The 19,911-nt window shown below is 74.2% G+C and carries 26 protein-coding genes; 14 read left to right on the forward strand and 12 right to left on the reverse strand.

Annotation, left to right across the window (positions count from 1 at the left end):
• The first annotated feature begins 168 nt into the window (after positions 1–168).
• Positions 169–1,191, forward strand: coding sequence for a glutamine synthetase GlnII (gene glnII, locus OG715_RS30215; RefSeq protein WP_266274129.1), 1,023 nt, complete (start codon positions 169–171; stop codon positions 1,189–1,191).
• Positions 1,192–1,296: 105 nt separating this feature from the next.
• On the opposite strand, the gene OG715_RS30220 is transcribed toward glnII, so the two are convergent.
• Together OG715_RS30220 and OG715_RS30225 are read right to left on the reverse strand one after the other, a co-directional pair.
• Positions 1,297–1,728, reverse strand: a complete 432-nt coding sequence (locus tag OG715_RS30220) for a GNAT family N-acetyltransferase (protein WP_266274128.1) — start codon at positions 1,726–1,728, stop codon at positions 1,297–1,299.
• A gap of 96 nt (positions 1,729–1,824) precedes the next feature.
• Positions 1,825–2,475 carry a DUF4232 domain-containing protein gene (locus tag OG715_RS30225; RefSeq protein WP_266274127.1) on the reverse strand — a complete coding sequence of 217 codons (651 nt, stop codon included), beginning with the start codon at positions 2,473–2,475 and terminating at the stop codon, positions 1,825–1,827.
• Between the two features lie 179 nt (positions 2,476–2,654).
• Between OG715_RS30225 and OG715_RS30230 the strand changes: the two genes are divergently transcribed.
• From OG715_RS30230 to OG715_RS30240, 3 genes are read left to right on the forward strand one after another with little or no spacing between them, the layout of a single operon-like run.
• On the forward strand, positions 2,655–3,197 hold the full coding sequence (locus OG715_RS30230) for a hypothetical protein (protein WP_266274126.1): 543 nt from the start codon (positions 2,655–2,657) through the stop codon (positions 3,195–3,197).
• Positions 3,170–4,045 carry an MOSC N-terminal beta barrel domain-containing protein gene (locus tag OG715_RS30235; protein WP_266274125.1) on the forward strand — a complete coding sequence of 292 codons (876 nt, stop codon included), beginning with the start codon at positions 3,170–3,172 and terminating at the stop codon, positions 4,043–4,045. Before OG715_RS30230 ends, OG715_RS30235 begins: the two co-directional genes overlap by 28 nt.
• Positions 4,046–4,092: 47 nt before the next feature.
• Positions 4,093–4,443, forward strand: a complete 351-nt coding sequence (locus tag OG715_RS30240; protein WP_266274124.1) for a hypothetical protein — start codon at positions 4,093–4,095, stop codon at positions 4,441–4,443.
• A 10-nt stretch (positions 4,444–4,453) separates the two neighbouring features.
• Here OG715_RS30240 and cobC read toward each other — a convergent pair whose 3' ends face one another.
• Positions 4,454–5,551 (reverse strand): Rv2231c family pyridoxal phosphate-dependent protein CobC, encoded by a 1,098-nt coding sequence (cobC, locus tag OG715_RS30245; protein WP_407661038.1) that lies wholly within the window; start codon positions 5,549–5,551, stop codon positions 4,454–4,456.
• Positions 5,548–5,982, reverse strand: a complete 435-nt coding sequence (locus OG715_RS30250; RefSeq protein WP_266274123.1) for a cobalamin biosynthesis protein — start codon at positions 5,980–5,982, stop codon at positions 5,548–5,550. Before OG715_RS30250 ends, cobC begins: the two co-directional genes overlap by 4 nt.
• 483 nt (positions 5,983–6,465) lie before the next feature.
• Between OG715_RS30250 and OG715_RS30255 the strand changes: the two genes are divergently transcribed.
• From OG715_RS30255 to OG715_RS30285, 7 genes are all read left to right on the forward strand, one after another.
• The gene (locus OG715_RS30255) at positions 6,466–7,374 is read left to right on the forward strand and encodes an alkaline phosphatase family protein (RefSeq protein ID WP_266274122.1); all 909 of its coding nucleotides are present in this window, start codon (positions 6,466–6,468) and stop codon (positions 7,372–7,374) included.
• Between the two features lie 5 nt (positions 7,375–7,379).
• Positions 7,380–8,855, forward strand: coding sequence for an MFS transporter (locus OG715_RS30260; protein ID WP_266274121.1), 1,476 nt, complete (start codon positions 7,380–7,382; stop codon positions 8,853–8,855).
• Positions 8,852–9,892: a TolB family protein gene (locus OG715_RS30265; protein ID WP_266274120.1), complete on the forward strand. Its 1,041-nt coding sequence runs from the start codon at positions 8,852–8,854 to the stop codon at positions 9,890–9,892. Before OG715_RS30260 ends, OG715_RS30265 begins: the two co-directional genes overlap by 4 nt.
• 179 nt (positions 9,893–10,071) lie before the next feature.
• A complete protein-coding gene (locus OG715_RS30270; RefSeq protein WP_266274119.1) occupies positions 10,072–10,938 on the forward strand; it encodes a hypothetical protein in 867 nt (288 codons plus the stop codon).
• Positions 10,919–11,320 carry a Uma2 family endonuclease gene (locus OG715_RS30275; protein WP_266274118.1) on the forward strand — a complete coding sequence of 134 codons (402 nt, stop codon included), beginning with the start codon at positions 10,919–10,921 and terminating at the stop codon, positions 11,318–11,320. Before OG715_RS30270 ends, OG715_RS30275 begins: the two co-directional genes overlap by 20 nt.
• Before the next feature lie 48 nt (positions 11,321–11,368).
• Positions 11,369–12,259: a hypothetical protein gene (locus OG715_RS30280; RefSeq protein ID WP_266274117.1), complete on the forward strand. Its 891-nt coding sequence runs from the start codon at positions 11,369–11,371 to the stop codon at positions 12,257–12,259.
• 103 nt (positions 12,260–12,362) lie between these two features.
• Entirely contained in the window at positions 12,363–12,902 is a 540-nt protein-coding gene (locus OG715_RS30285) for a hypothetical protein (protein WP_266274116.1), read from the forward strand.
• Positions 12,903–12,929: 27 nt separating this feature from the next.
• Here OG715_RS30285 and OG715_RS30290 read toward each other — a convergent pair whose 3' ends face one another.
• Positions 12,930–13,547, reverse strand: coding sequence for an ATP-dependent endonuclease (locus tag OG715_RS30290; RefSeq protein WP_266274115.1), 618 nt, complete (start codon positions 13,545–13,547; stop codon positions 12,930–12,932).
• 70 nt (positions 13,548–13,617) lie between these two features.
• Entirely contained in the window at positions 13,618–13,944 is a 327-nt protein-coding gene (locus tag OG715_RS30295; protein ID WP_266274114.1) for a hypothetical protein, read from the reverse strand.
• A 99-nt stretch (positions 13,945–14,043) separates the two neighbouring features.
• Between OG715_RS30295 and OG715_RS30300 the strand changes: the two genes are divergently transcribed.
• Positions 14,044–14,400, forward strand: coding sequence for a hypothetical protein (locus OG715_RS30300; protein WP_266274113.1), 357 nt, complete (start codon positions 14,044–14,046; stop codon positions 14,398–14,400).
• A 42-nt stretch (positions 14,401–14,442) separates the two neighbouring features.
• Here OG715_RS30300 and OG715_RS30305 read toward each other — a convergent pair whose 3' ends face one another.
• From OG715_RS30305 to OG715_RS30315, 3 genes are all read right to left on the reverse strand, one after another.
• Positions 14,443–15,474: a hypothetical protein gene (locus OG715_RS30305; RefSeq protein ID WP_266274112.1), complete on the reverse strand. Its 1,032-nt coding sequence runs from the start codon at positions 15,472–15,474 to the stop codon at positions 14,443–14,445.
• Positions 15,475–15,539: 65 nt separating this feature from the next.
• Positions 15,540–16,091 carry a hypothetical protein gene (locus OG715_RS30310; protein ID WP_266274111.1) on the reverse strand — a complete coding sequence of 184 codons (552 nt, stop codon included), beginning with the start codon at positions 16,089–16,091 and terminating at the stop codon, positions 15,540–15,542.
• A gap of 130 nt (positions 16,092–16,221) precedes the next feature.
• Entirely contained in the window at positions 16,222–16,629 is a 408-nt protein-coding gene (locus tag OG715_RS30315; RefSeq protein ID WP_266274110.1) for a RidA family protein, read from the reverse strand.
• Between the two features lie 155 nt (positions 16,630–16,784).
• On the opposite strand from OG715_RS30315, the gene OG715_RS30320 reads away from it, so the two are divergent.
• Positions 16,785–17,123 carry a winged helix-turn-helix transcriptional regulator gene (locus OG715_RS30320; protein WP_266274662.1) on the forward strand — a complete coding sequence of 113 codons (339 nt, stop codon included), beginning with the start codon at positions 16,785–16,787 and terminating at the stop codon, positions 17,121–17,123.
• A gap of 48 nt (positions 17,124–17,171) precedes the next feature.
• On the opposite strand, the gene OG715_RS30325 is transcribed toward OG715_RS30320, so the two are convergent.
• The 3 genes from OG715_RS30325 to OG715_RS30335 all read right to left on the reverse strand — a co-directional run bounded on the left by OG715_RS30325 (position 17,172) and on the right by OG715_RS30335 (position 19,127).
• Positions 17,172–18,023 (reverse strand): NmrA family NAD(P)-binding protein, encoded by an 852-nt coding sequence (locus tag OG715_RS30325; RefSeq protein WP_266274109.1) that lies wholly within the window; start codon positions 18,021–18,023, stop codon positions 17,172–17,174.
• Positions 18,024–18,111: 88 nt separating this feature from the next.
• Positions 18,112–18,876 (reverse strand): NUDIX hydrolase, encoded by a 765-nt coding sequence (locus OG715_RS30330; RefSeq protein ID WP_266274108.1) that lies wholly within the window; start codon positions 18,874–18,876, stop codon positions 18,112–18,114.
• Positions 18,877–18,941: 65 nt separating this feature from the next.
• Positions 18,942–19,127, reverse strand: a complete 186-nt coding sequence (locus OG715_RS30335) for a DUF397 domain-containing protein (RefSeq protein WP_266274107.1) — start codon at positions 19,125–19,127, stop codon at positions 18,942–18,944.
• 93 nt (positions 19,128–19,220) lie between these two features.
• Between OG715_RS30335 and OG715_RS30340 the strand changes: the two genes are divergently transcribed.
• A complete protein-coding gene (locus tag OG715_RS30340) occupies positions 19,221–19,880 on the forward strand; it encodes a hypothetical protein (RefSeq protein ID WP_266274106.1) in 660 nt (219 codons plus the stop codon).
• Positions 19,881–19,911: the final 31 nt, after the last annotated feature.

Raw genomic sequence — 19,911 nt, forward strand, 5'->3', positions numbered from 1 at the left:
CCCGGTCCCCCTCGGGTGCGGGAGTGCCACCTGCGGCACTCCCGCACCGTGACCGTGCCAATGCGGACGGTTGGTTCACATGCGCGTTACATGAGAGGAACAACCGGGAAACGGCGCCTTGCAACGCTACGCGGGCACCCACCACCCAGTTATGCGAGGTACACCGCCGTGGCAATCAAGGCCGAGTACATCTGGATCGACGGCACCAAGCCGACCGCCAAGCTCCGCTCCAAGACTCGTGTCCTGCCGAACGCCGAGAAGATCCCCACCTGGGGCTTCGACGGTTCCTCGACCAACCAGGCCGAGGGTCACGCCTCGGACCGCGTGCTGGAGCCGGTCCGGGTCACCAAGGACCCGATCCGCGGCGGCGACAACATCCTCGTCCTCTGCGAGGTCAACGAGACCGACGGCACCCCGCACGAGTCCAACACCCGTGCCCTGCTGCGCGGTGTCGCCGAGCAGTACGAGGCGCAGGAGTCGATCTTCGGCATCGAGCAGGAGTACACCTTCTTCAAGGGCTCCCGCCCGCTCGGCTTCCCCGAGGGCGGCTTCCCGGCCCCGCAGGGCGGCTACTACTGCGGTGTCGGCGCCGAGGAGGTCTTCGGCCGCGAGATCGTCGAGCTGCACCTCGACCGCTGCATCGACGCCGGCCTCGCCATCTGCGGCATCAACGCCGAGGTCATGCCCGGCCAGTGGGAGTTCCAGATCGGCCCGGTCGACGCCCTGACCGTCTCCGACGACATGTGGATCGCCCGCTACCTGCTCTACCGCACCGCCGAGGAGTTCGGCATCGACGCCACCCTCGACGCCAAGCCGGCCCGCGGCGACTGGAACGGTGCGGGCGCGCACACCAACTTCTCCACCAAGGCGATGCGCGAGGGCTACGACGCGATCATCACCGCCTGCGAGTCGCTCGGCGCCTCCCAGGAGCTGGTCCTGGAGCACGTCACCCAGTACGGCGCCGACATCGAGTCCCGCCTGACCGGCAAGCACGAGACCGCCCCGTGGAACGTCTACTCCTACGGCGTCTCGGACCGCGGCGCCTCGGTCCGCATCCCGTGGCAGGTCGAGGTCGAGCAGAAGGGTTACATCGAGGACCGTCGGCCGAACGCCAACGTCGACCCCTACGTCGTCACCCGCCTGCTGATCAACACCTGCTGCGCCGCCCTGGAGAAGGCCGGCCAGGTCTGATCCACGGCGATCCGCCGGTAGTAGCACGTACGCCCGCAGGGCCTCCCCGTCGCACGGGGAGGCCCTGCGGGCGTTTCCGGTGTGCGGTTCCACTGCACACGGGCCTCACTGCTGTCCGAGGACCATCCACTTCTCCGGCTTCGCCATGGGCTCGAAGCCGACCTTCGCGTAGACGGGGTGGGCGTCGGCGGTGGCGAGCAGCAGGCGGCGCAGGCCGTGGGGGGCGAGGTGGTCGCGGACGGCGGTGGCGAGGGCGGTGCCGAGGCCCCGGCCGCGGGCGGCCGGGGCGATGTAGACGTCGCAGAGCCAGGCGAAGGTGGCGAAGTCGGTGACCACCCGGGCGTAGCCGAGCTGGGCGCCGGAAGCGCGCTCGTAGACACCGAAGTTGAGCGAGCCGGCGATGGCGAGGTCCTGCTTCTCGCGGCTGCGGCCGAGCGCCCAGTAGGCGTCCTCGGACAGCCACCGGTGGATCAGCGCGGCATCGAGGCGCGCGGGGTCGGTGGAGATCTCGTAGCCGTCCGGCAGTTCCGTGGTCATGGCCGGATCCAAGCAGAGCGGCCGCCGCCGGACCAGCGATTACCGGTCCGACCGCCGCTACCGGGTCGGCGGCCCGACGGGTGCGGGCCGGTCCGGTCAGTGGATCGGCACGGCCTCCGCGGGCCGGGTGTGCCAGTTGGTGACGATCGGCTTGTCCACGTTGGTCGGGCCGATCGGCAGGCTGACCGGGTCGGGGTCCGGGTCGTTGACGCCGACGATGACGTCGCCGAACTGGATCGCCTGGTTGTCCTTGGTGGTCTTGGTCATGACGCCCGCGTAGGCGGCCTCCGACCCGCTGAGCTTGATCGGCTGGGCGGGGGTCTGCTCGGCCTTGGCCGCCTCGATGCCGCCCGAGCCGAAGGCGATCACGGGGCGGCGGGCGGCCAGGGTACAGGTGACGCCGGGCTTGGCCTTGACGGTGATCAGGATGTAGCCGCCCGCCTGGGACTCGGCCTTGGCGGTGAGGACGACGTCCTTGGTGGCGCAGGTGCCGGCGGCCTGGGCGGGCGTGGAGGCGGAGGGCTTCGCGGTGGTGGGCGCGGCGGCGGGCGCGGACGTGGGAGCGCCGGCCGGTGCGGAGGTCGGTGCGGCCGGAGCGGCCGGGGCCGTGGTGGCGGGGGCGGCGGCCGTGGTGGCCGGGCCGGACGCGGAGGTGGCGGGGTCGCTGTTCTCCGGCCCGCACGCGCTCGCGGTGACGGCGAGGGCCGCGACGGCGACGGCGGTGAGAACGAGACGGCGCGGGCGCATGGCGGATCCCCCAGGGTTGTGACTGCCGGTGTCGCTCACCGGCGCAGCACGACCGTACGCCGGGGTCGTTCACGGTCCGGTGCGGGAACTATCCCGATTCTGTTCCGGACCGCCCCGGGCCCTCCCGACCGCCGCAAAAAAGATGGTCAAGAAGCGCACCGCGCGGGACCATTCGCATCATGACCACCCTCCCGCTGCTCCTCCTCGACGTCGACGGCCCGCTGAACCCGTTCGCCGCCCAGCCGTCGGAACAGCCCGCCGGATACGGCACCCACCACGTCCGCCCGGACTTCCTGCTGGCGCGCTTCCCCGGGAAGCCGGCCGAGGAGGTCGAGCCGATCCGGCTGTGGATCAACCCCGACCACGGCCCCCGGCTGCTCGGCCTGCCCTTCGAACTGGTCTGGGCGACAGCCTGGAAGGGCGAGGCCAACACCTGGATCGGCCCGCTCGTCGGCCTGCCCGAACTCCCCTTCATCGCCTGGCCGAAGATGTTCCACGAGGACCCGGACGGCCTGCACTGGAAGACCAGGGTCCTGGTCGAGTGGGCGGACGGGCGCCCCTTCGTCTGGGTGGACGACGAGCTGGGCCCGCAGGACACCGAGTGGATAGCCGCCAACCACCCGGGCCCGGCGGCGACGTACCGGATCCACCCCGGGGTCGGCCTGCGGGCCGAGGACTTCGACACGCTGCGGGAGTGGGCCCGGACCGAGCTGGGGGCCTGAGCGCGGTGCTGGTGGCCACGGTGGAGCGGCTGTGCCGGTACCCGGTGAAGTCGATGCTCGGTGAGGAGCTCCGCGAGGCGGAGGTGTCGGAGCGCGGCATCGCCGGCGACCGCGCGTGGGCGCTGCTGGACGCCGACACCGGACGGGTGGTGAGCGCCAAGAACCCCCGGCTGTGGGCCGGCGTGCTCGGGTTCACGGCGGTCACCGGCCCGGGCGGCCGGGTGGCCGTCCTCGGTCCGGACGGCGGGGCCGTCGACGAGGGCGGGCTCTCGGAGCGGCTGGGCCGCAAGGTCCGGCTGGTGGACGTGCCGCCGCCGGGCGCGAGCGTCGAACGGTCCGTCCCGGAGGAGGTCCTGGCGCGCGGCGTGCGGGCCGAGGTCGGCTTCACCGTCAGCGAGTTGGGCCGGGGTGCGCCGACCGGCACCTTCTTCGACTTCGCGCCGCTCCACCTGCTCACCACGGCCGCCCTCGACGCCGCGGACGCGCCCGCGGCGGCGGCCGGGCGGTACCGCCCCAACCTGGTGCTGCGGACTCCCGACGGTGTCTCCGGTTTTGTCGAGAACGACTGGGTGGAGGGGGAGTTGGCGGTCGGTCCGGAGCTGCGCCTGCACGTCGTGGCGGCGACGCCGCGCTGCGCCGTCCCGACCCTCGCGCACGGGCCGGGGCTGCCGCGCTCGGCGGCGGCGCTGCGGGTGCTCGCGGAGCGCAACCGGGTGGTGCCGCTGCCGGGGATGGCGGCGCTGCCCTGCCTGGGTGTGTACGCCCGGGTGCTGCGGCCCGGGCGGGTGCGGGTGGGGGACCGGGTCGGGCCGGTGGCCCGAAGGGTCTTCCCGAAGGGGTCTTCCTGAGGGGTTTTCCCGGGGAAGCGGAACCGGTTGCCGCTCCAGGAGGTCCCATGGGTACCAGCACCGAGTCCGGGGAGGCGACCGGGATGGGCGGCGGGCACCGGCAGTTCGAGGGCGTGGCGGGCGAGGGCACGGACGGCGAGGGCACGGCGGGCGTGAGCACGGACGGGAGCGCGGGCGGACGGACGGCGCGGTGGGCGCGCTGGGCGGTGGTCGCGATGGCCGGGGCGACCCTGGCGGTGGTGCTCCTGACCTCGGGGGACGGCGGCTCGGGCGGGCGGTCGGCGCCGATCACGGTGACGGTGACGACGCCCTCGGGCACGCCGACGCTCACCGTCCCGGGGCCGGGGCCGCTGCCGTTGGAGACCTCCGCCGCCCTCGGCCGCCCCGCCGTTCCCTGACTCCGACCCGCTAGCCGAGGGCCTCGGCGAGCACGGCGAGGAAGGCGTCCGTGGTGCCCTCGTCCCGGACGGCGATGCGCAGCCAGTCCGGGCCGAGGCCGGGGAAGGTGTCGCCCCGGCGGACGGCGAAGCCGCGTGCGCGCAGCCGGTCGCGCACGGTGTCCGCGCCGGGCAGCTCGACCAGCACGAAGGACGCCGCCGGTTCGCCGTGCACCCGGACGGCGGGGAGGGCGGCCAGTCCCTTCAGCAGGTGGTCGCGCCGGAGCCCGAGTTCGTGGGCGGCCCGCTCGGCCTCGTCGAGCGCGGCCGGGGCCGAGCAGGCCTCGGCGGCGACCAGGGCCGGGGTGGAGACCGGCCAGAGCGGCTGGGCGGCGGCGAGTCCGGCGATCAGCGGGGCCGGGCCGAGCACGTAGCCGATCCGCAGCCCGGCCAGGCCCCAGGTCTTGGTGAGGCTGCGCAGGACCACCACCCGGCCCGGCAGCTCCCGGGCGGCGGCCAGGGACTCGCTCTCCCCGGGCACGGTGTCCATGAACGCCTCGTCGATCACCAGGGTGCGGCCGGGCCGGGCCAGGGCGGCGACGGCGGCGGCCGGGTGGAGGACGGAGGTGGGGTTGGTGGGGTTGCCCAGCACGACCAGGTCCGACTCCTCCGGCACGGCGCCGACGGTCAGCCGGAAGCCCTCGGCGGGGGAGAGCAGGGTGCGGTGCACGGGGTGTCCGGCGTCCCGCAGGGCGGCCTCCGGCTCGGTGAACTGCGGGTGGACCACCGTGATGTGACGTGGCGTCAGGATGCGGGCGAGCAGGACGAACGCCTCGGCGGCGCCGGAGGTGAGCAGGACCTCGTCCACCGGGCGGCCGTGCCGGGCGGCGACGGCGGCGCGGGCGGCGGTGCCGTCGGGGTAGGCGGCGAGGTCGGCGAGGGTGGCGGCGAGGCGGGTGCGCAGCCAGTCCGGGGGTGTGCCGGTGCGGACGTTGACGGCGAGGTCGACCAGGTCGGCCCCGTCGGCGCGGACCTCGGCGTCCCCGTGGTGGCGCAGGTCCGGCTCGTGCGGCTCGTGCGGCTCGTGCGGCTCGTGCGCGCCGGGTTCGGCGGGGGAGTGGGGGGTCACGGGCGCTCTCCTGCGTTCCGGTGGTGAGGGGTGCGGGCGACGGCGGCCGTCGCGGACGCGGTCTTCCGTTTGGGGACGAGGAGTTCGCCGCCGCCCGTCGCCGCCAGGGCCGCCGCCTCGGCCACGCTGACCGTCCCGACCGCCTCGCCGACGGTGCCGGACGGGTTCGGCACCGGGACGGCGGCCAGCGCCTCGGCCGGGTACTCGGCCACGGGGACGCCGAACGCCGCCGCGGCGGCCCGGACGGCGGGGTGGCCGCCCTTGCCGGTGAGGGTCGCGAGTGCGCGGACGGCGTCGGCGGGCAGTCCGGCTCCGGCGAGCGTCCGCCGGACCAGCTCCAGCAGTTCCGTCTCCGCGGCGGTCGCGCGCACGCCGACGCCGACGACGAGGCCGTCGCCGCCGACGGGCCCGTCGCCGTCGGGATTCCTCACGCTGTACTCACCGTCCGCTCACGTCCAGCTCCTCCACGTCACCCGCCCGACACCTGCCCGAGGGCCGGACGCCGGTCGGCCCGGCCCGGCGGTCGCCGAGGGCCACCGGGGGCGGCCGAAATCCGCCGGTCGCCGCCCGGGCGGAATGCCGCAGGTCAGGGCGATACCGGGCGTCGGGGGCCGCCGGAAATCCCACCACGCCCGCGACGGACGGGTCAATCGGGTCGATTGTGACGTTCCCCGGCGTCCGTCCTACGGCGAAGCTCGGCCACCGATCCCTGTTCGCCAGTTCTTCACCTCTGCGCCGAGGCCCCCGCCACCGGGCCGCTCCTACTGTTTGCGGCGCTCCGAAACCGCCGGTGCCCCGACCGGCGGTCCTCTCCCACCCGGCAGTACCCGGCGGCCGGGTGAGCCTGCCCTGCCCACCGCCGGTCCCGACGCCACACGGAGGACACCATGCCCGAAACTCCGGACACTGTTGACATGAGCGCCACCGCCCCGAGCGCCGGGGGTGCCGCCCCGAGCCGCCCCCGCCGCCGGCTCACCGCCTCGGCCGCCGGGCTCGGCCTCGTCGCCGGGTCGCTCGGCCTCTGGGCCGCCACCGGCACCACCGCGCAGGCCGCCGCCCTGCCGGCCCCCGACCACGTGGTCGTCGTCGTCCTGGAGAACCACGCCTACACCCAGGTCATCGGCAGCTCCAGCGCCCCGTACATCAACAACACCCTCGCGGCCGGCGGCGCCACCCTCACCCAGTCCTTCGGGCTCACCCACCCCAGCGAGCCCAACTACTACCAGCTGTTCTCCGGCTCCAACCAGGGCCGCACCGACGACAGCTGCGTCTCCGTCGGCTCGATCAACAAGCCGAACCTCGCCTCCGAGCTGATCGCCGCCGGCAAGACCTGGGGCAGCTACAACGAGGGCCTGCCGAGCCAGGGCTCGACCGTGTGCTCCAGCGGCAAGTACGCGCAGAAGCACAACCCGTGGTTCGGCTTCTCCAACGTGCCGACCAACACCGCGTACACCATGACGCAGTTCCCGACGAACTACGCCACCCTGCCGAAGGTCTCCTTCGTCGTCCCGGACCTGTGCAACGACATGCACGACTGCTCGGTCGGCACCGGCGACACCTGGATCAAGAACAAGCTCGGCGCCTACGCCACCTGGGCCAAGGCCAACAACAGCCTCCTCGTCGTCACCTTCGACGAGGACAACCGCCTCGCCGGCAACCGCATCCCCACCGTCTTCTACGGCGCCCACGTCACCCCGGGCTCCACCACCGCCACCACCTACAACCACTACAACGTGCTGCGCACCCTGGAGGACCTCGCGGGCCTGACCAGCCACGCGGGCAACGCCGCCACCGCCGCCACCGTCACCGGCATCTGGAACTGACGCCCGTGTACGTCGCGGACTCCCGCAGCTCCAAGGCCCCCGTCGCCCCGGCCGAGACCCGGCCGGGGCGGCGGGAGGCCGCCGACGGATCCGGCCCGGCCGACGGATCCGGCGCCGGTGACGGACCGCGCGCCGCCGCCGGACGCCGCACCGCCGTCCGGGCGGCCGTCCCCGGCACCGTGGTGGCCCTGGGCGTGGTCAGCCTGGTCACCGACGTCTCGTCCGAGATGGTCAGCGCCGTCCTGCCGCTCTACCTGCTCACCGGCCTCGGCCTGTCCCCGCTCGGCTTCGGCCTGCTCGACGGCATCCAGAACGGCTTCAGCGCCCTCGTCCGCCTGCTCGGCGGCCACCTCGCCGACCGCCGGGGCCGCGACGGGGCGCCCCGGCACAAGGCCGTCGCCGCCGTCGGCTACGGACTGTCCGCGCTCTGCAAGCCGCTGCTGCTGCTCGTCCACACGGTGCCGCTGATCGGCGCCGTGGTCGCCGTCGACCGCACCGGCAAGGGCCTGCGCACCGCCCCGCGGGACGCGATGATCTCGCTCGCCACCGAACCGGCCCACCGCGGCCGGGCGTTCGGCGTCCACCGGGCGATGGACACGGCGGGCGCGCTGCTCGGTCCGCTCACCGCCTTCCTCGTCCTGCGGCTGGCCGGCGGCCCGATGCTCGCCGACGGCGGCCAGCAGCAGGGCTACCACGCGGTGTTCGCGGTCAGCGGGTGCGTCGCGGTGCTCGGCGTGCTCGTCCTGCTGCTCTTCGTGCCGAACCGGCTCGACGCCGCCGGGACGCCCGACGGCGCCGGACCGTCCTCCGACGCCGCCGGAGTCTCCGACGCCCGCCCCCGGCTGCGGGACGGGCTCGCGCTGCTGCGCGTCCCCGGCCTGCGCCGGCTCACCGTGTGCGCGGTGCTGCTCGGCCTCACCACCGTCAGCGACTCCTTCCTCTACCTGCTGGTGCAGCGCCGGCTCGGCCTCTCCGTCGAGTACTTCCCGCTGCTGCCGCTCGGTACCGCGGGCGCCTTCCTGCTGCTCGCCGTGCCGCTCGGCGCGCTCGCCGACCGGATCGGCCGCCGCCGGCTGTTCCTGGCCGGGCACGGCGTCCTGCTGCTCGCCTACGGCCTGCTGCTGTCGCCGCTGGACGGCCCGGCGGCCGTGGTCTGCGTCCTGCTGCTGCACGGCTCCTTCTACGCGGCCACGGACGGCGTGCTCGCCGCCGCCGCGGCCGACACCGTCCCCGCCGAGCGGCGCGGCGCCGGCCTCGCCCTGGTCGGCACCGGGCAGGCGCTGGCCCGGTTCGCCTGCTCGCTGGCGTTCGGCGCGCTGTGGAGCGCGGTCGGCGGCACCACCGCGCTGACCTGGTCGGCGCTGGCGCTGGCCGGCTGCGTCACCGGGGCGGCGTTCGTCCTGCGCGAGCCCGCCGCCGCTACCGGCATCCCTGGTGGGCCCGCCACCTCCACGACCGACGACTCCGAGGTGCCCTCGTGACCACCGCCACCACCCTCCCGAACCGCACCCGGGTGCTGATCCTGCTGGTCGCCGTCGTCCTGCTCGGCGCGGTCGGCACCGGCGCCGTCCTGTGGGCCTCGGACCGCTCCGCCGAACGCGACCGCACCCAGGCCGGCGGCCCGGTCGTCACCCGGGGCGAGGTCACCCTCAAGGACCCGGCCGCCCGGCAGCTCGTCTTCCGCAACATGGCCTGGGGCCCGCACCGCGACGAGGTCGTCACCGTCCCCGCCGGGCACCCCGACGGCCCGCGCACCTCCTCCGGCGTCCAGTGCCTGCGCTTCTACGCCGCCGCGGGCACCGGCATCTGCCTGCGGGCCGACCGGGGCGCCCTCCAGGACACCTACCGGGCCGTCGTCCTCGACGACCACCTGCGCGAACTGCGCTCCTTCCCGGCCGCCGGCATCCCCACCCGCTCCCGGGTCTCGCCCTCCGGCCACCTCGCCGCCTGGACCGTCTTCGTCAGCGGCGACTCCTACGCGGGCACCGACTTCTCCACCCGCACCTCGATCGTCGACGTCCGCGACTGGAACCTCCGGGAGAACCTGGAGGAGTTCGACGTGGTCAAGGACGGCAGGCCGTACCGGGCGCCGGACGTCAACGTCTGGGGCGTGACCTTCGCCGACGACAACACCTTCTACGCCACCGTCGCCACCGGCGGCCAGACCTACCTGGTCCGCGGCGACCTAGCCGCCCGCACCCTCACCACCCTGCACCAGAACGTCGAGTGCCCGTCCCTCTCCCCGGACGGCACCCGGATCGCCTACAAGAAGCGCGTCCCCGGCGCCTCCGCGGACGCCCCCTGGCGGCTGTACGTCCTCGACCTCGCCACCATGACCGAGACCGCCACCGCCGAGCAGCGCAGCATCGACGACCAGGCCGTCTGGTCCGACGACCGCACCCTGCTCTACGCCATGCCCGGCGACTTCGGCGCCGACCTGTGGACCGTTCCCGCCGACGGCGGCGGCGCGGTCGGGCGGCTGCTGGAGGCGGCCGTCGCGCCCGCGTACCTGGGCTGAACGGAGGGCCGGGCGGAGGTCGGGCGGAGCTCGGGCGGAGGGCCGGGCGGAGGTGCTACCAGGGCTGATCGGGGTGGTTGGTCCCATTCGGAACTCGGAGCGTAGGGTCCAGGACGAGCACCACGAACGGCCGGGCCCTGACCGGGCCGCCAGGACGACGGACCGGGGGAACGGGAACAGTGAGGCAACGAGGGCCCGACGGCGGATCGCCGCCCGAGCGTGCGACCAGCGAATCCTGGCCGGCCCTGCACGGCCGGCCGGTGCTGCGCCGCACCGTCGCGATCGGTCTGGTGGTCTTCGTGTCGGTGCTGGCCGCCCTCGCCGTCCGGGGTGTCAACGCGCTCACCGTCGGCCGGGGGGCCATCGAGACCGACCGCGACCGCGCCGAACTGCTGGCCGGGCTCCATCCCTCCCAGCACCCGGGCGCGGGCCGCTACTACGTCCCGGTCGGCGCCGTCTACACGCGGGGGGCGGACGGCCTGCCCGTCGCCTACCTGCACTACCGGCTGGCGGGCGGGCGCGAGGTCGGCATCGGCGATTTCCTGCGCACCTACGACCTGCCCGCCCCCGGCGCCGTCGCCCCGCTGCCCGCCGACCTCACCGAGGCACTGGGCGGCGACGAACCGGCCTCGGCCCCGGAGCTGGGCGGGCCGCTGCCGGCCTCGGCCTCGCCGTCGGCCTCGCCGTCGGCTTCCCCCTCGGCACTTCCTGACGCCTCGCCCTCCGTGCCGCCCACCGCGCTGCCTTCCGCGCCGCCTGATGAGGCGCCCACCGACGGTCCGGCCCTCGACGCCGACGCGGACCCCACCGACCCGGCGGAGGCCACCGAGCCCGCCGGTGAGGCCGCCGACCCGGAACCCGCCGAGCACCTCGCCCCCGCCGCCGAACCGGCCGCCGACCCCGGCCCGAGCCCCACCCCGACACCCGAGGACACCGAGGAACCCGTCACCGACCCCACCCGCAACCGGGCCCGCCGCATCTACGTCGCCCCCGACCCCGCCGGACTCCCCGGCGCCGCCGACATCTATGTCCGCGCCACCGGCTGACCGGGCCGGGCTGCGGTTCGACGCCTTCGAGGCCATCGCCGCGACTGCCGCCCGCCCGGACGGCACCCTGGCGCCCGCCGAGTACTTCGCCGGCCAAGGCGAGTGGGCCGACTCCCGGGGTGTGCTGCTGGTCGCGGAGGTCACCTCCTTCGACCGGCGGGCCGACGAGCGGGACCGGGTCAAGAAGCCCCGGGCGTACGCGGAGAGCGGCATCCCGCTCTGTCTACTGGTCGACCGGGACAACGACACCGTCACCGTCCACAGCGAGCCGGTCAAGGGCAGCTACCGCGGGACCCGGACCTACGACTACGGCGAGCGGGTCGAACTCCCCGGTCTCGACATGGTCCTGGACACCGAGGAGCTCAAGGACTACAGCCGCTGACCCAACCCCGTTGCCGGCGCTGTCGGTTGGCCGTGCTGTACTCCCGCCATGACGCTTGAGAACAGCACGCCGCCGCCCGGCCGCTCCGCGGAGTGGGAGGCCACTTTGGCCGGGGCTTTCGGGGAGGTGCTCGGCCGGCCGCTGACCGAGTACGCGGACGCCCGCTACGGGGCCTACTACGGCGGCAACTTCCTCGACGAGGCCGAGCTCGACCACGACCCGGTGTGGGTCGGCCGGGCCGCGCTCGCGGGGGAGGAGACGATCGGCCCCGGTGATCTGCTGCTCACCCCGCCGGGTGACACCGCCGAGACCGAGTTGGTGTTCGACGCGAGCCGGTCGCTGTTCTGGGTCGACCCGCGCGAACTGCCCGACACGCTGGCCGCGTTCGGCGCCGATCTGGCCGCCGCCGTCGCGGCGTCCGAGGGCGGGCAGTGGCGCGGCGCCCTGCTGGGCGAGGAGTTGGGCCGGATATCGGGCCGCCACGGCGTCGACCTCGCCTCGGCCGACCTGCCCCGGGAGGTGTGGACGCTCTGGCAGGGCCGGATCGCCTCCGGTGACACCCTGCTCGACGCCCTCCGCGCCGCCACCGGCCTGACCGCCGCCACCTCGCCCGAGCTGGTCCCGGCCGGCCTCGGCGACACCGCCGACGAGGTGGCGGAGGAGGCCCACGAGCTGGTGGCCGGTGTGGCCGACCCGGCCCTGCGGGACTACCTGGCGGCCTTCTGCGACGAGGAGTCCCACGACCTCGCCCTCGTGCGCTTCGCCCCGGCCGACGAGGATGAGGACGAGGACGAGGATCAGGACGACGACTTCCACGACGACGACTACGACGATGACGACTTCGACGACTACGACGACTCGCAGGGCGGCACCGTCGTCGTCCGCTGGGACGGCGCGGTCGACCAGTACGAGGTCACCGTCCGCCGCGTGATCGCCTGACCGCCCGACGGCCCGCCCCGGGCCCTCCCGCGCGGAGGGCCCGGCACCCGGGGGACAAACCCAGGGGATAAAGTCGCGGGGCGAACCGATCTGCGGTGCGCGCGTGGAACCGAAGGAGCAGACCGTGGGCGAGGCCGCCTCCCCCGAGACCGGTGCCGACACCGTGGACCCCCGCCGGGGCGCGGAGCTCGCGGCGCGCTGGTGGAAGTGGGCACTGTCGGCCCCGGCGGAGCGCAGCCCCGTCGGTGACACCACCGGCGAGTTCGCCAACTGGCGTCAGCCCTCGGACGTCTGGTTCCTGGCCGGCACCTACGGCGGCCGCGTCGTGCGCCGCTGCCCCATCCCCGCCGGGAAGCCGGTCTTCTTCCCGGTCTTCAACACCCAGCGCTTCGCCTTCGGCCTGTCCGCCGCGCCGTGGCGGGTCGAGACCTCCAGGGCGGAGGCGACGTTGAACGGGGTCCCGCTGCGGGTGCAGGAGTTCGCGTCCAGGCGCTTCCTGGTGATGGGCATCCCGCGCGTCGCCTGGGGCCAGTGGTGCGCCCTGGACCCGCTGGCGCCCGGTCAGTACGTGCTCTCCATCAAGGCGCGGGCCGGGGAGTTCTCGGTCGACACCACCTACCACCTGGACGCCGTCGAGTACTGACGGGCGCGTTCCGGCTGTCCCGTCGGCTCAGACGGCGGCGAGCAGGTCGCGCAGCGGGGCAGGCTCCTGCCCGGGGGCCAGGGCCTGCACCAGCAGATGCCCGTAGCGGATCTTGCGGCCCTTCTTGGTGCCGAGGAAACGGCGCAACTGCCCCTCGGCCGGGCGGCCCTGATGGGCGGGCTGGCGAACGAAGGTCTGCCAGGCCGGGAGGTCGCCCTCGGCCCGCACGATCTCCACCACCCGGGCCACGCCCAGCGCGCGGATCAACTCCTCCTCCAGGTCCGCCACACAGACGAAGAACCCCTCGCGCGGCGCTCCCGCCCGGTCGAGCCCACGCTCGTAGAAGCCCTGCTCGTTCGCGTCGCACAGCCCGGTGAGGCGCAGCCCCAGCCCCGGCGGCCCGAGCAGTTCGGCGTAGCGGGCGATGTTCATCGCCCCACCCATGGAGACCACGCACACCCCGTCCCCGGCCAGGTCCCGGCCGTGGCGTGCGGCCAGCGTCCCGACGGCGGCCAGGTCGCTCGGCCCCTCCACCAGGACGGCCGTGCGTGCCCCCACCCGCCCGGCCAGTTCCCCCGCCGGCCCACCGGGTCCGCCCGCCGCCCAAGCCGTGATCGCGTCCCGGAACGCTGCCATGTCCGCCATGCTGCGCATTCTGCTCCGCCGGGGCGTGCGGAGCCCGCCATTTTCGCCGCGTCGGCCCCTCCGGGCGGAGCTACAGCACGGCCACGCACGAACTCAGGTCGGCGGTCAGGAAGACCAGGTGCGAGTCCTCGCCCATCCCCACCCGCCCCAGGGCGACGGGGGTGTCACCGGCGCGCCGGAGGTCGGGGAGTCCTTGGCCGAAGTCCCACTGGCCGGCGATGCCGTCCTCCGCCAAGCATTCGGCCCGCCATGCCCAGATGGCGAAGAGCCGGCCGGCCGGCGTCGTCGATCCGGCCCACACCTGGAACGAAATCCCGGTACGCAGGGCGAGCGCGGCACGGCCGGCCCCCTCGGTCCCGTGTCGTTCGAGGGCGGCAATCAGCTCTTCGCGATCCACGACAGGCAGTATGGCGTTCGGCGGCGACAGAGGGGCCGGTCGGGAAGCCTCGGGATCAATCATCCGACGGTGATGCCGGAGGCCACGTACGGTGCGGCCATGACCGAGGCTCTTCCCGCTGATGTCGCCGACGTGCTCGACGCCCTCCTCGACGCCGACGATCCGGTTCATGCTGCGCTCCGCGCCCAGGTGCCCCACCTGAGCGTCTCGGGGCGGTGCACCTGCGGCTGCGGCACGGCCTACTTCGACCTCGACCGGTCCGAAGTCCGGCCGGCCGCCTCAGGGCCGGGCACGGTGGTGGCCGCCGAAGCCCAGATCCTGACCGAGAACGGCGACTGCCCCGGCGAAGTCCTGGCCTTCGCCGAGGCCGGCTACCTCTCCTGGCTGGAGGTCTGCTCCTGGAGCGACACGGTCGAGGTCACCCTTGCTCTGGCCCGGCGAACGCTGCGCCGCTGACGCCGGTGTGCCCCGGAGTAGGAAGTCGGCCCGGCCGACTTCCTACTCCGCAGGCTCCGCCGCCGCCGTGATCATGCGGTGCATGACGGCCGCCGGCAGCGCCGGGTTGGTGGCGGCATTCCCGGCGGTGGCCGGGTCCTGGAGCAGGGTTGCCAGCAGTGCAGGGGGGAGGGCCGGGTGGCGGTGGGCGCGGGCCCGGACCACGGGATCGGGGTCGTGGGCGAATCGTTCGGCGAGGGCGGCGGGGGCTGCCGGGTCGTCGAGGGCGAGCATCCGCAGGCGCGGGTGGGGGTCGTCGGCGAAGCGCAGCAGGTCGGCGCGTGGGAAGTTGGGGTGCTTGAGCGGGCGGTCGGGGAAGGAGAAGGTGCCGTCCCGGCCGTCCGTCCAGAGGTCGAGCAGCAGCCAGGAGGGGGCGTCGTCGCAGGACTCGGCGAGGAACAGCCGGACGGCGAAGTCCTCGTCACGGGCGAGGACTTCGACCACATCGGTGGGCAGTCGGGGCGCGCGGGCGACGCTGCGGCGGATCCGGAGCCGGGGGGAGCCGGCCAACTGCCGCATGGCGTCCGGGTCGTCGAACAGGGCGGCGACCCACCACAGGGCGTAGGTACGGTCCCGGGGGTCGATGTCCGGGACGGCGTCGGCCAGTGCGGCGATCTCCTCCGAGGTCGCGGGCGGCCGGGCGTCGGCCTCGGGCGCGGGTTCGACACCCCGCCGCCGGGGTGCCCGCTCGCGGTAGGCGGCCGCGTCCGCCGCCAGTTCCGTCAGCAGGGCGTGCTCAGGCTTTCCGGCCCTGGCGGTCAGCAGGCGGTCCCACTGGGCGGCCGAGAGCTGCCCGTTCTCGGCGGCCCGGCCCCAGACCTGCCGGTGCGGGCTGGCCACGGCGGCGTCCAGGACGGCCGGGGGCAGGTCCGAGCGCAGCAGGAAGTCGGCGTGCCCGGCGTCGAGCAGGGCGAGCAGTACGTCCTCGGGCACGGCCGGGCCGAGCCCGATCCCGTGCAGCCATTCCCGCCCGAGCCGCGCCGACGGCACGGGAGGGTGGAGGAGCGCCGCCCACGGGTCCTGCTGATGATCCATTCCCGCAGGGTGGTGCGCGTGGGAAGTCGGCGGGTCCGACTTCCCACGCCAGGGGGAGGGCGGGGTCAGGAGCCGCCCTCCCCTGCGGCGCTCAGGGCCGCCGCGAGGTGGCTGTACTCGGGCAGGCTCGCCCCAACGGCCCTCTCGTAGCGCACGGCGTCGGCGATGCCGAGCTTCTCGCCGGTGGGGAGGGTCCGGTTCGACGTCCACAGGAGCAGCCGCAGTTCCTCGTTCTCGACGGCGAGCAGCGGGGCGGAGGACTCCAACGGCGCTCCGTTGTGCCGTCTCCAGTCGGCGACGTCGTTCCAGAAGCCGGTCAGAGTGTCCCAGCAGATCGCGCTCCGGGGGCCGAGCAGCGTGCGGATGTCCTCGGGGGAGCGGAATTCGTCGAGGCCGTGGGAGGTGAGGTTCTGGACGTTCTCCAGGACGCGCACGGCGAGCGCGTACCCGGCCTCGTCCACCAGCGCCTCCTCGCCGAGCGCCAGGATCTCGATGGTCGAGGGGTGGTCCCGTCGGGCGGCCCGGTAGGCGATCTGGCGGGCGAGGTGCAGGTCGTCCTCGGTGTCGGCCGGTGCGGCGGTGGGAGCGGTGGGGCGGCGGCGCCAGGGGAATCGCATGGTCACACTCTCGGTGGGCGTCGGTGGCGATCATGATCTCCCACCCCCGCGGGCCCCGTGCACCGGGGCCCGCCCGCCGCGCAGGAAGTCGGCGGGTCCGACTTCCTGCGCGGGGAGCGGCGGCCCGGGCTCAGTCGAGGACGGCGACGGCCTCCACCTCGACCAGGTGCTCGGGCACGTCAAGGGCCGCCACGCCGAGCAGAGTGGCCGGCGGGGTGGCGGTGGTGCCGATCTTCGCGGTGGCGCGCCGGATGCCCTCCAGGAGCAGCGGCATTTGGTCGGGCGTCCAATTGGCGACGTGGACGGTCAGCTTCGCGACGTCGTCGAAGGTCGCGCCCGCCCCGGCCAGGGCGGTGGCGACATTGAGGTAGCACTGCTCGACCTGGGCGGCCAGGTCGCCCGCGCCGACGGTGGCACCGTCGGCGTCCCAGGAGACCTGTCCGGCGATGTACACCGTCCGCGAGCCGGTGGCCACCGCCGCTTGGTGGTAGACGTCGATCGTGGGCAGTCCGTCGGGGTTCAGCAGGGTGATGGCCATGGCGGCTTCCGCCTCCTCGTGCTCTCTTGTGGTGACTCGGTCACCGTAGGAGAGTGGTCGCCGACGTGGAAGAACGCACTTTTCGGTGACTGGGGAACCTCAAGGTGAGCAAGCAGGTCAACGGCTCGGCGACGACGACGGACCGGGCGGACGCGATGCGGGCGGACTCGCTGGCACGGGAGATCTTCTCGGACATCGCCAACAAGTGGGCGCTGCTGATCGTCGAGGCGATCGGCGACGGCACCCTGCGCTTCACCGAGCTGCGCAAGGAGGTCGACGGCATCAGCCACAAGATGCTCACCCAGAACCTGCGCCTGCTGGAGCGCAACGGCCTGGTGGAGCGCACGGTGCACCCGACGGTGCCGCCGCGCGTCGAGTACACCCTCACCGGGCCCGGCCGGGCCCTGCGCGCCACGGTGGACGCCATGTGCGACTGGACGCACCGCCACCTGGACGCGATCGAGGAGGCCCGCCGGCGCTTCGGTGCCGTCTGACCGGCGTCCTGACCGGCGTCCTGAACGGCGTCCTGAACGGTGCCCCGCTCAGCGGAAGTCCGCCGCGTGGTCCACCGCCCACTCCCGGAAGGACCGGGCAGGGATTCCCGTGATGCGCTCCACGGCGTCGTTGACGGGCTCCGGGTGGTCGAGCATGGCCGCCTGGGCCGGGAGCACGGCCGCCACCAGCTCCGCCGGCCAGCCCGCGGCCCTCATCCGCTCGGCGGCCTCGGCGGGTGTGATCTCCTCGAACCGCAGCGGCCGTCCGACCGCCTCGCCGATCAGCGCCACCTGCCGTTCCTGGGTGACCGGTTCGGGGCCGGTGAGCAGGGGGCGGGCGCCGAGCAGGGTGTCCGTCGTCAGTGCCCGGACGGCGACGGCGGCGATGTCGGCCTCGTGGATCAACGGGCGGGCCAGTTGCGGCAACGGCGCCCGGACCGCGCCGGTCGCGCGGAGTTCCTCCGCCCAGCCCAGCGTGTTGCTCGCGAAGCCGGTGGGCCGCAGCGCCGTCCGTTCGAGGCCCGACGCCTCGATCAGCCGCTCCAGTTCCGTGTGGAAGGCGGTGATCGGGTCGCCCGGTACGTCCGTCCCGTCCCCGACCCCGGCGGACGACAGGTAGACCACCCGTCGGGCGTGCTTCCCGATCGCGTCGATCACCTCCGCGGCGCCCTCGGCACTCAGGAAGGGCCAGACCAGGAACACGGCGTCGACGCCCTCCAGGGCCTCGCCCAGTGACGCGGGGTCGCCGAGGTCGCCCCGTACCGCCCGCACGCCCTCAGGGAAGCCCACCTCCCCCCGCACCAGGGCCCGCACGGGTACGCCCGCCGCGTGCAGTTGGGCCACCACCGAACCGCCGACCCGTCCGGTCGCGCCGGTCACCAGGATCGTGGGCTGTGTCATCGGAATCTCCTCGTCTCGCCGTTCGATGGCACGACCCTCGTACATCAACCGAGGTTCAGGTCAAGTGCCGGCCGGATGTCCCGGCCGGTCAGGGCGTCCGACGCCGCAGCCCTGCCTGTTGCCGGGTGAGGTGGCGGAGGACCGGGGTGAGGTAGTCGGCGTGCGGGCCGGGCAGGCCCGGGAGGTCGGCGGGGGAGCGGACGAAGGCCAGCTCGACCAGTTCGCGTTCCGGCGGCGCGAGGGCGGTGAAGTGCTCGCGCAGGGAGGCTTCGGGGAGGGGCGGTGCGAGGAACAGCACGCCGACGCTGCCGTACTGGCCACGGGTGACGGCCCGGAGCTCCAACTCGGTGGGGGCGGCGGTGACTCCGGTCTCCTCGGCCAGCTCGCGGACGGCGTTGCGACGCAGCGCGGCGAGGTCGAGGCGCTCGCCGTCCGGCGGGGGTTCGACGGAGCCGCCGGGGAACTGCCAGCGCCCGGGGGCGGCGGTGGTGGGGGACATCCGGCCGACGAGCAGACGGCCGTCGTCGGTGGTCTGGAGGACGCTGACGGAGAGCGAGGCGGTGGGGGCGGTGGCGGAGGGGACGCGCCGCAGGGCGTAGTGGCGGTAGGTCACCCGGGACCAGGAGATGTGGAGTTCGCCGGGTCTTGGCCAGGAGGTGTCCGCGCAGGCCACCGCGGGCCCGTCGAAGAGGGTGGGATTGGCCAGGACCATGGTCGCCCAGACCTGGTCCCGGGCGTGCCGCTCCTCGGCGGTGAGGCGAGGTGCGGCGACCTCGGCGAGCCGGATCCGGCGCACACCGAGTACTTCGGCGAGCGGCGGTGGTGGGGGAGTTGGGGCGGCTGCTTCGCGCATCCGCCCATCGAAGCAGCCGGAGGGGGTGCGGGTCAGCCGGACGCGGCGGGGGAGGGCCCCGGGTGTCAGAGGATGTCGAACTCGTCGTGCTTGACGGCGGTGACGAAGGCGCGCCAGGCGTCGGCGGGGAAGAGCAGGGCGGGGCCGGCGGGGTCCTGGGAGTGCCGGACGGGGACGAGGCCGGGGTGGTCGTCGGCGATCTCGACGCATTCGCCGCCTTGGCCGCTGTAGGTGCTCTTCCGCCACGACATGGTCCAGGAGTTCCCTTCGGTAGGCCTGCGATCCACGGTAGGGGAAGGGAAACCCGGGGGACAGAGGGCGTACGGGCGGGGTAGGACTGCCTGGTGGAGTTGAGGACGACGGTCCACCGGGTGCGGCACGGTGGCGAGGAGTACCGGGTGGTGAAGGCCGTCCCGAGGTCGGGGCGGACGGTGCTGTTCCGGAAGGAATGGTCGCTGGACATGTTCGTGGACCTGGAGGGGGCCCGGAACGTGGCGGCGGCGTGGGGGTTGGCGGCGCGGTCGCGGCGGTCGCTGGTGTACGTGCCGTTGCGGGCCGAGCGGGAGGGGCCGGGCAGGCTGCCGGGGTGGTTCCAGTCGCCGGTGGTGGACCTGGTGCTGGTGCAGGGCGGGTTGGGGTTTCCGGTGTCGCGGTGGAAGGCGGTGCGGGCGGGGTTGGGGGCGGGCCGGCCGCAGGTGATGGAGATCCCGGAGACGGACTTCTCTGGGGAGAAGGAGCCGAAGGAGTGGCGGCGGGACGAGTTGAGGTTCGGGTTCGCGGCCGAGACGTTGTTCCTGACCGGGAGCGCGGCGGCGTTCCGGTGGACCGGCGCACAGGTGCATTTGCTGGTGCGGGAGGGTCCGGCTCGCGCGCTGGCGGGGACTCCGTGGTCACCGTACGACAGCGTGATGTTGCATCACGCGGGGGATCTGACGGCGAAGGGTCCGGTGAAGGGGCCAGGTGTCCTGAACATCGAGTACGCACACGGGTGGAGAGCGAGGTGAGCCCCGACCGGTTCAGCGGTCGGGGCTCATC

The organism is Kitasatospora purpeofusca (assembly GCF_036010405.1).
Classification (GTDB): domain Bacteria; phylum Actinomycetota; class Actinomycetes; order Streptomycetales; family Streptomycetaceae; genus Kitasatospora; species Kitasatospora purpeofusca.

Bases quoted from the DNA above. Each gene is read 5' to 3' on its own strand.
- OG715_RS30230 (WP_266274126.1), top strand. From the start codon at position 2,655: ATGACCACCCTCCCGCTGCTCCTCCTCGACGTCGACGGCCCGCTGAAC.
- OG715_RS30225 (WP_266274127.1), bottom strand. From the start codon at position 2,475: ATGCGCCCGCGCCGTCTCGTTCTCACCGCCGTCGCCGTCGCGGCCCTC.
- OG715_RS30240 (WP_266274124.1), top strand. From the start codon at position 4,093: ATGGGTACCAGCACCGAGTCCGGGGAGGCGACCGGGATGGGCGGCGGG.
- OG715_RS30335 (WP_266274107.1), bottom strand. From the start codon at position 19,127: ATGTCGTGGCGGAAGAGCACCTACAGCGGCCAAGGCGGCGAATGCGTC.
- OG715_RS30255 (WP_266274122.1), top strand. From the start codon at position 6,466: ATGAGCGCCACCGCCCCGAGCGCCGGGGGTGCCGCCCCGAGCCGCCCC.
- OG715_RS30315 (WP_266274110.1), bottom strand. From the start codon at position 16,629: ATGGCCATCACCCTGCTGAACCCCGACGGACTGCCCACGATCGACGTC.
- OG715_RS30325 (WP_266274109.1), bottom strand. From the start codon at position 18,023: ATGACACAGCCCACGATCCTGGTGACCGGCGCGACCGGACGGGTCGGC.
- OG715_RS30290 (WP_266274115.1), bottom strand. From the start codon at position 13,547: ATGGCGGACATGGCAGCGTTCCGGGACGCGATCACGGCTTGGGCGGCG.
- OG715_RS30300 (WP_266274113.1), top strand. From the start codon at position 14,044: ATGACCGAGGCTCTTCCCGCTGATGTCGCCGACGTGCTCGACGCCCTC.
- OG715_RS30280 (WP_266274117.1), top strand. From the start codon at position 11,369: ATGACGCTTGAGAACAGCACGCCGCCGCCCGGCCGCTCCGCGGAGTGG.
- OG715_RS30275 (WP_266274118.1), top strand. From the start codon at position 10,919: ATGTCCGCGCCACCGGCTGACCGGGCCGGGCTGCGGTTCGACGCCTTC.
- OG715_RS30305 (WP_266274112.1), bottom strand. From the start codon at position 15,474: ATGGATCATCAGCAGGACCCGTGGGCGGCGCTCCTCCACCCTCCCGTG.
- OG715_RS30220 (WP_266274128.1), bottom strand. From the start codon at position 1,728: ATGACCACGGAACTGCCGGACGGCTACGAGATCTCCACCGACCCCGCG.
- OG715_RS30310 (WP_266274111.1), bottom strand. From the start codon at position 16,091: ATGCGATTCCCCTGGCGCCGCCGCCCCACCGCTCCCACCGCCGCACCG.
- OG715_RS30320 (WP_266274662.1), top strand. From the start codon at position 16,785: ATGCGGGCGGACTCGCTGGCACGGGAGATCTTCTCGGACATCGCCAAC.
- OG715_RS30330 (WP_266274108.1), bottom strand. From the start codon at position 18,876: ATGCGCGAAGCAGCCGCCCCAACTCCCCCACCACCGCCGCTCGCCGAA.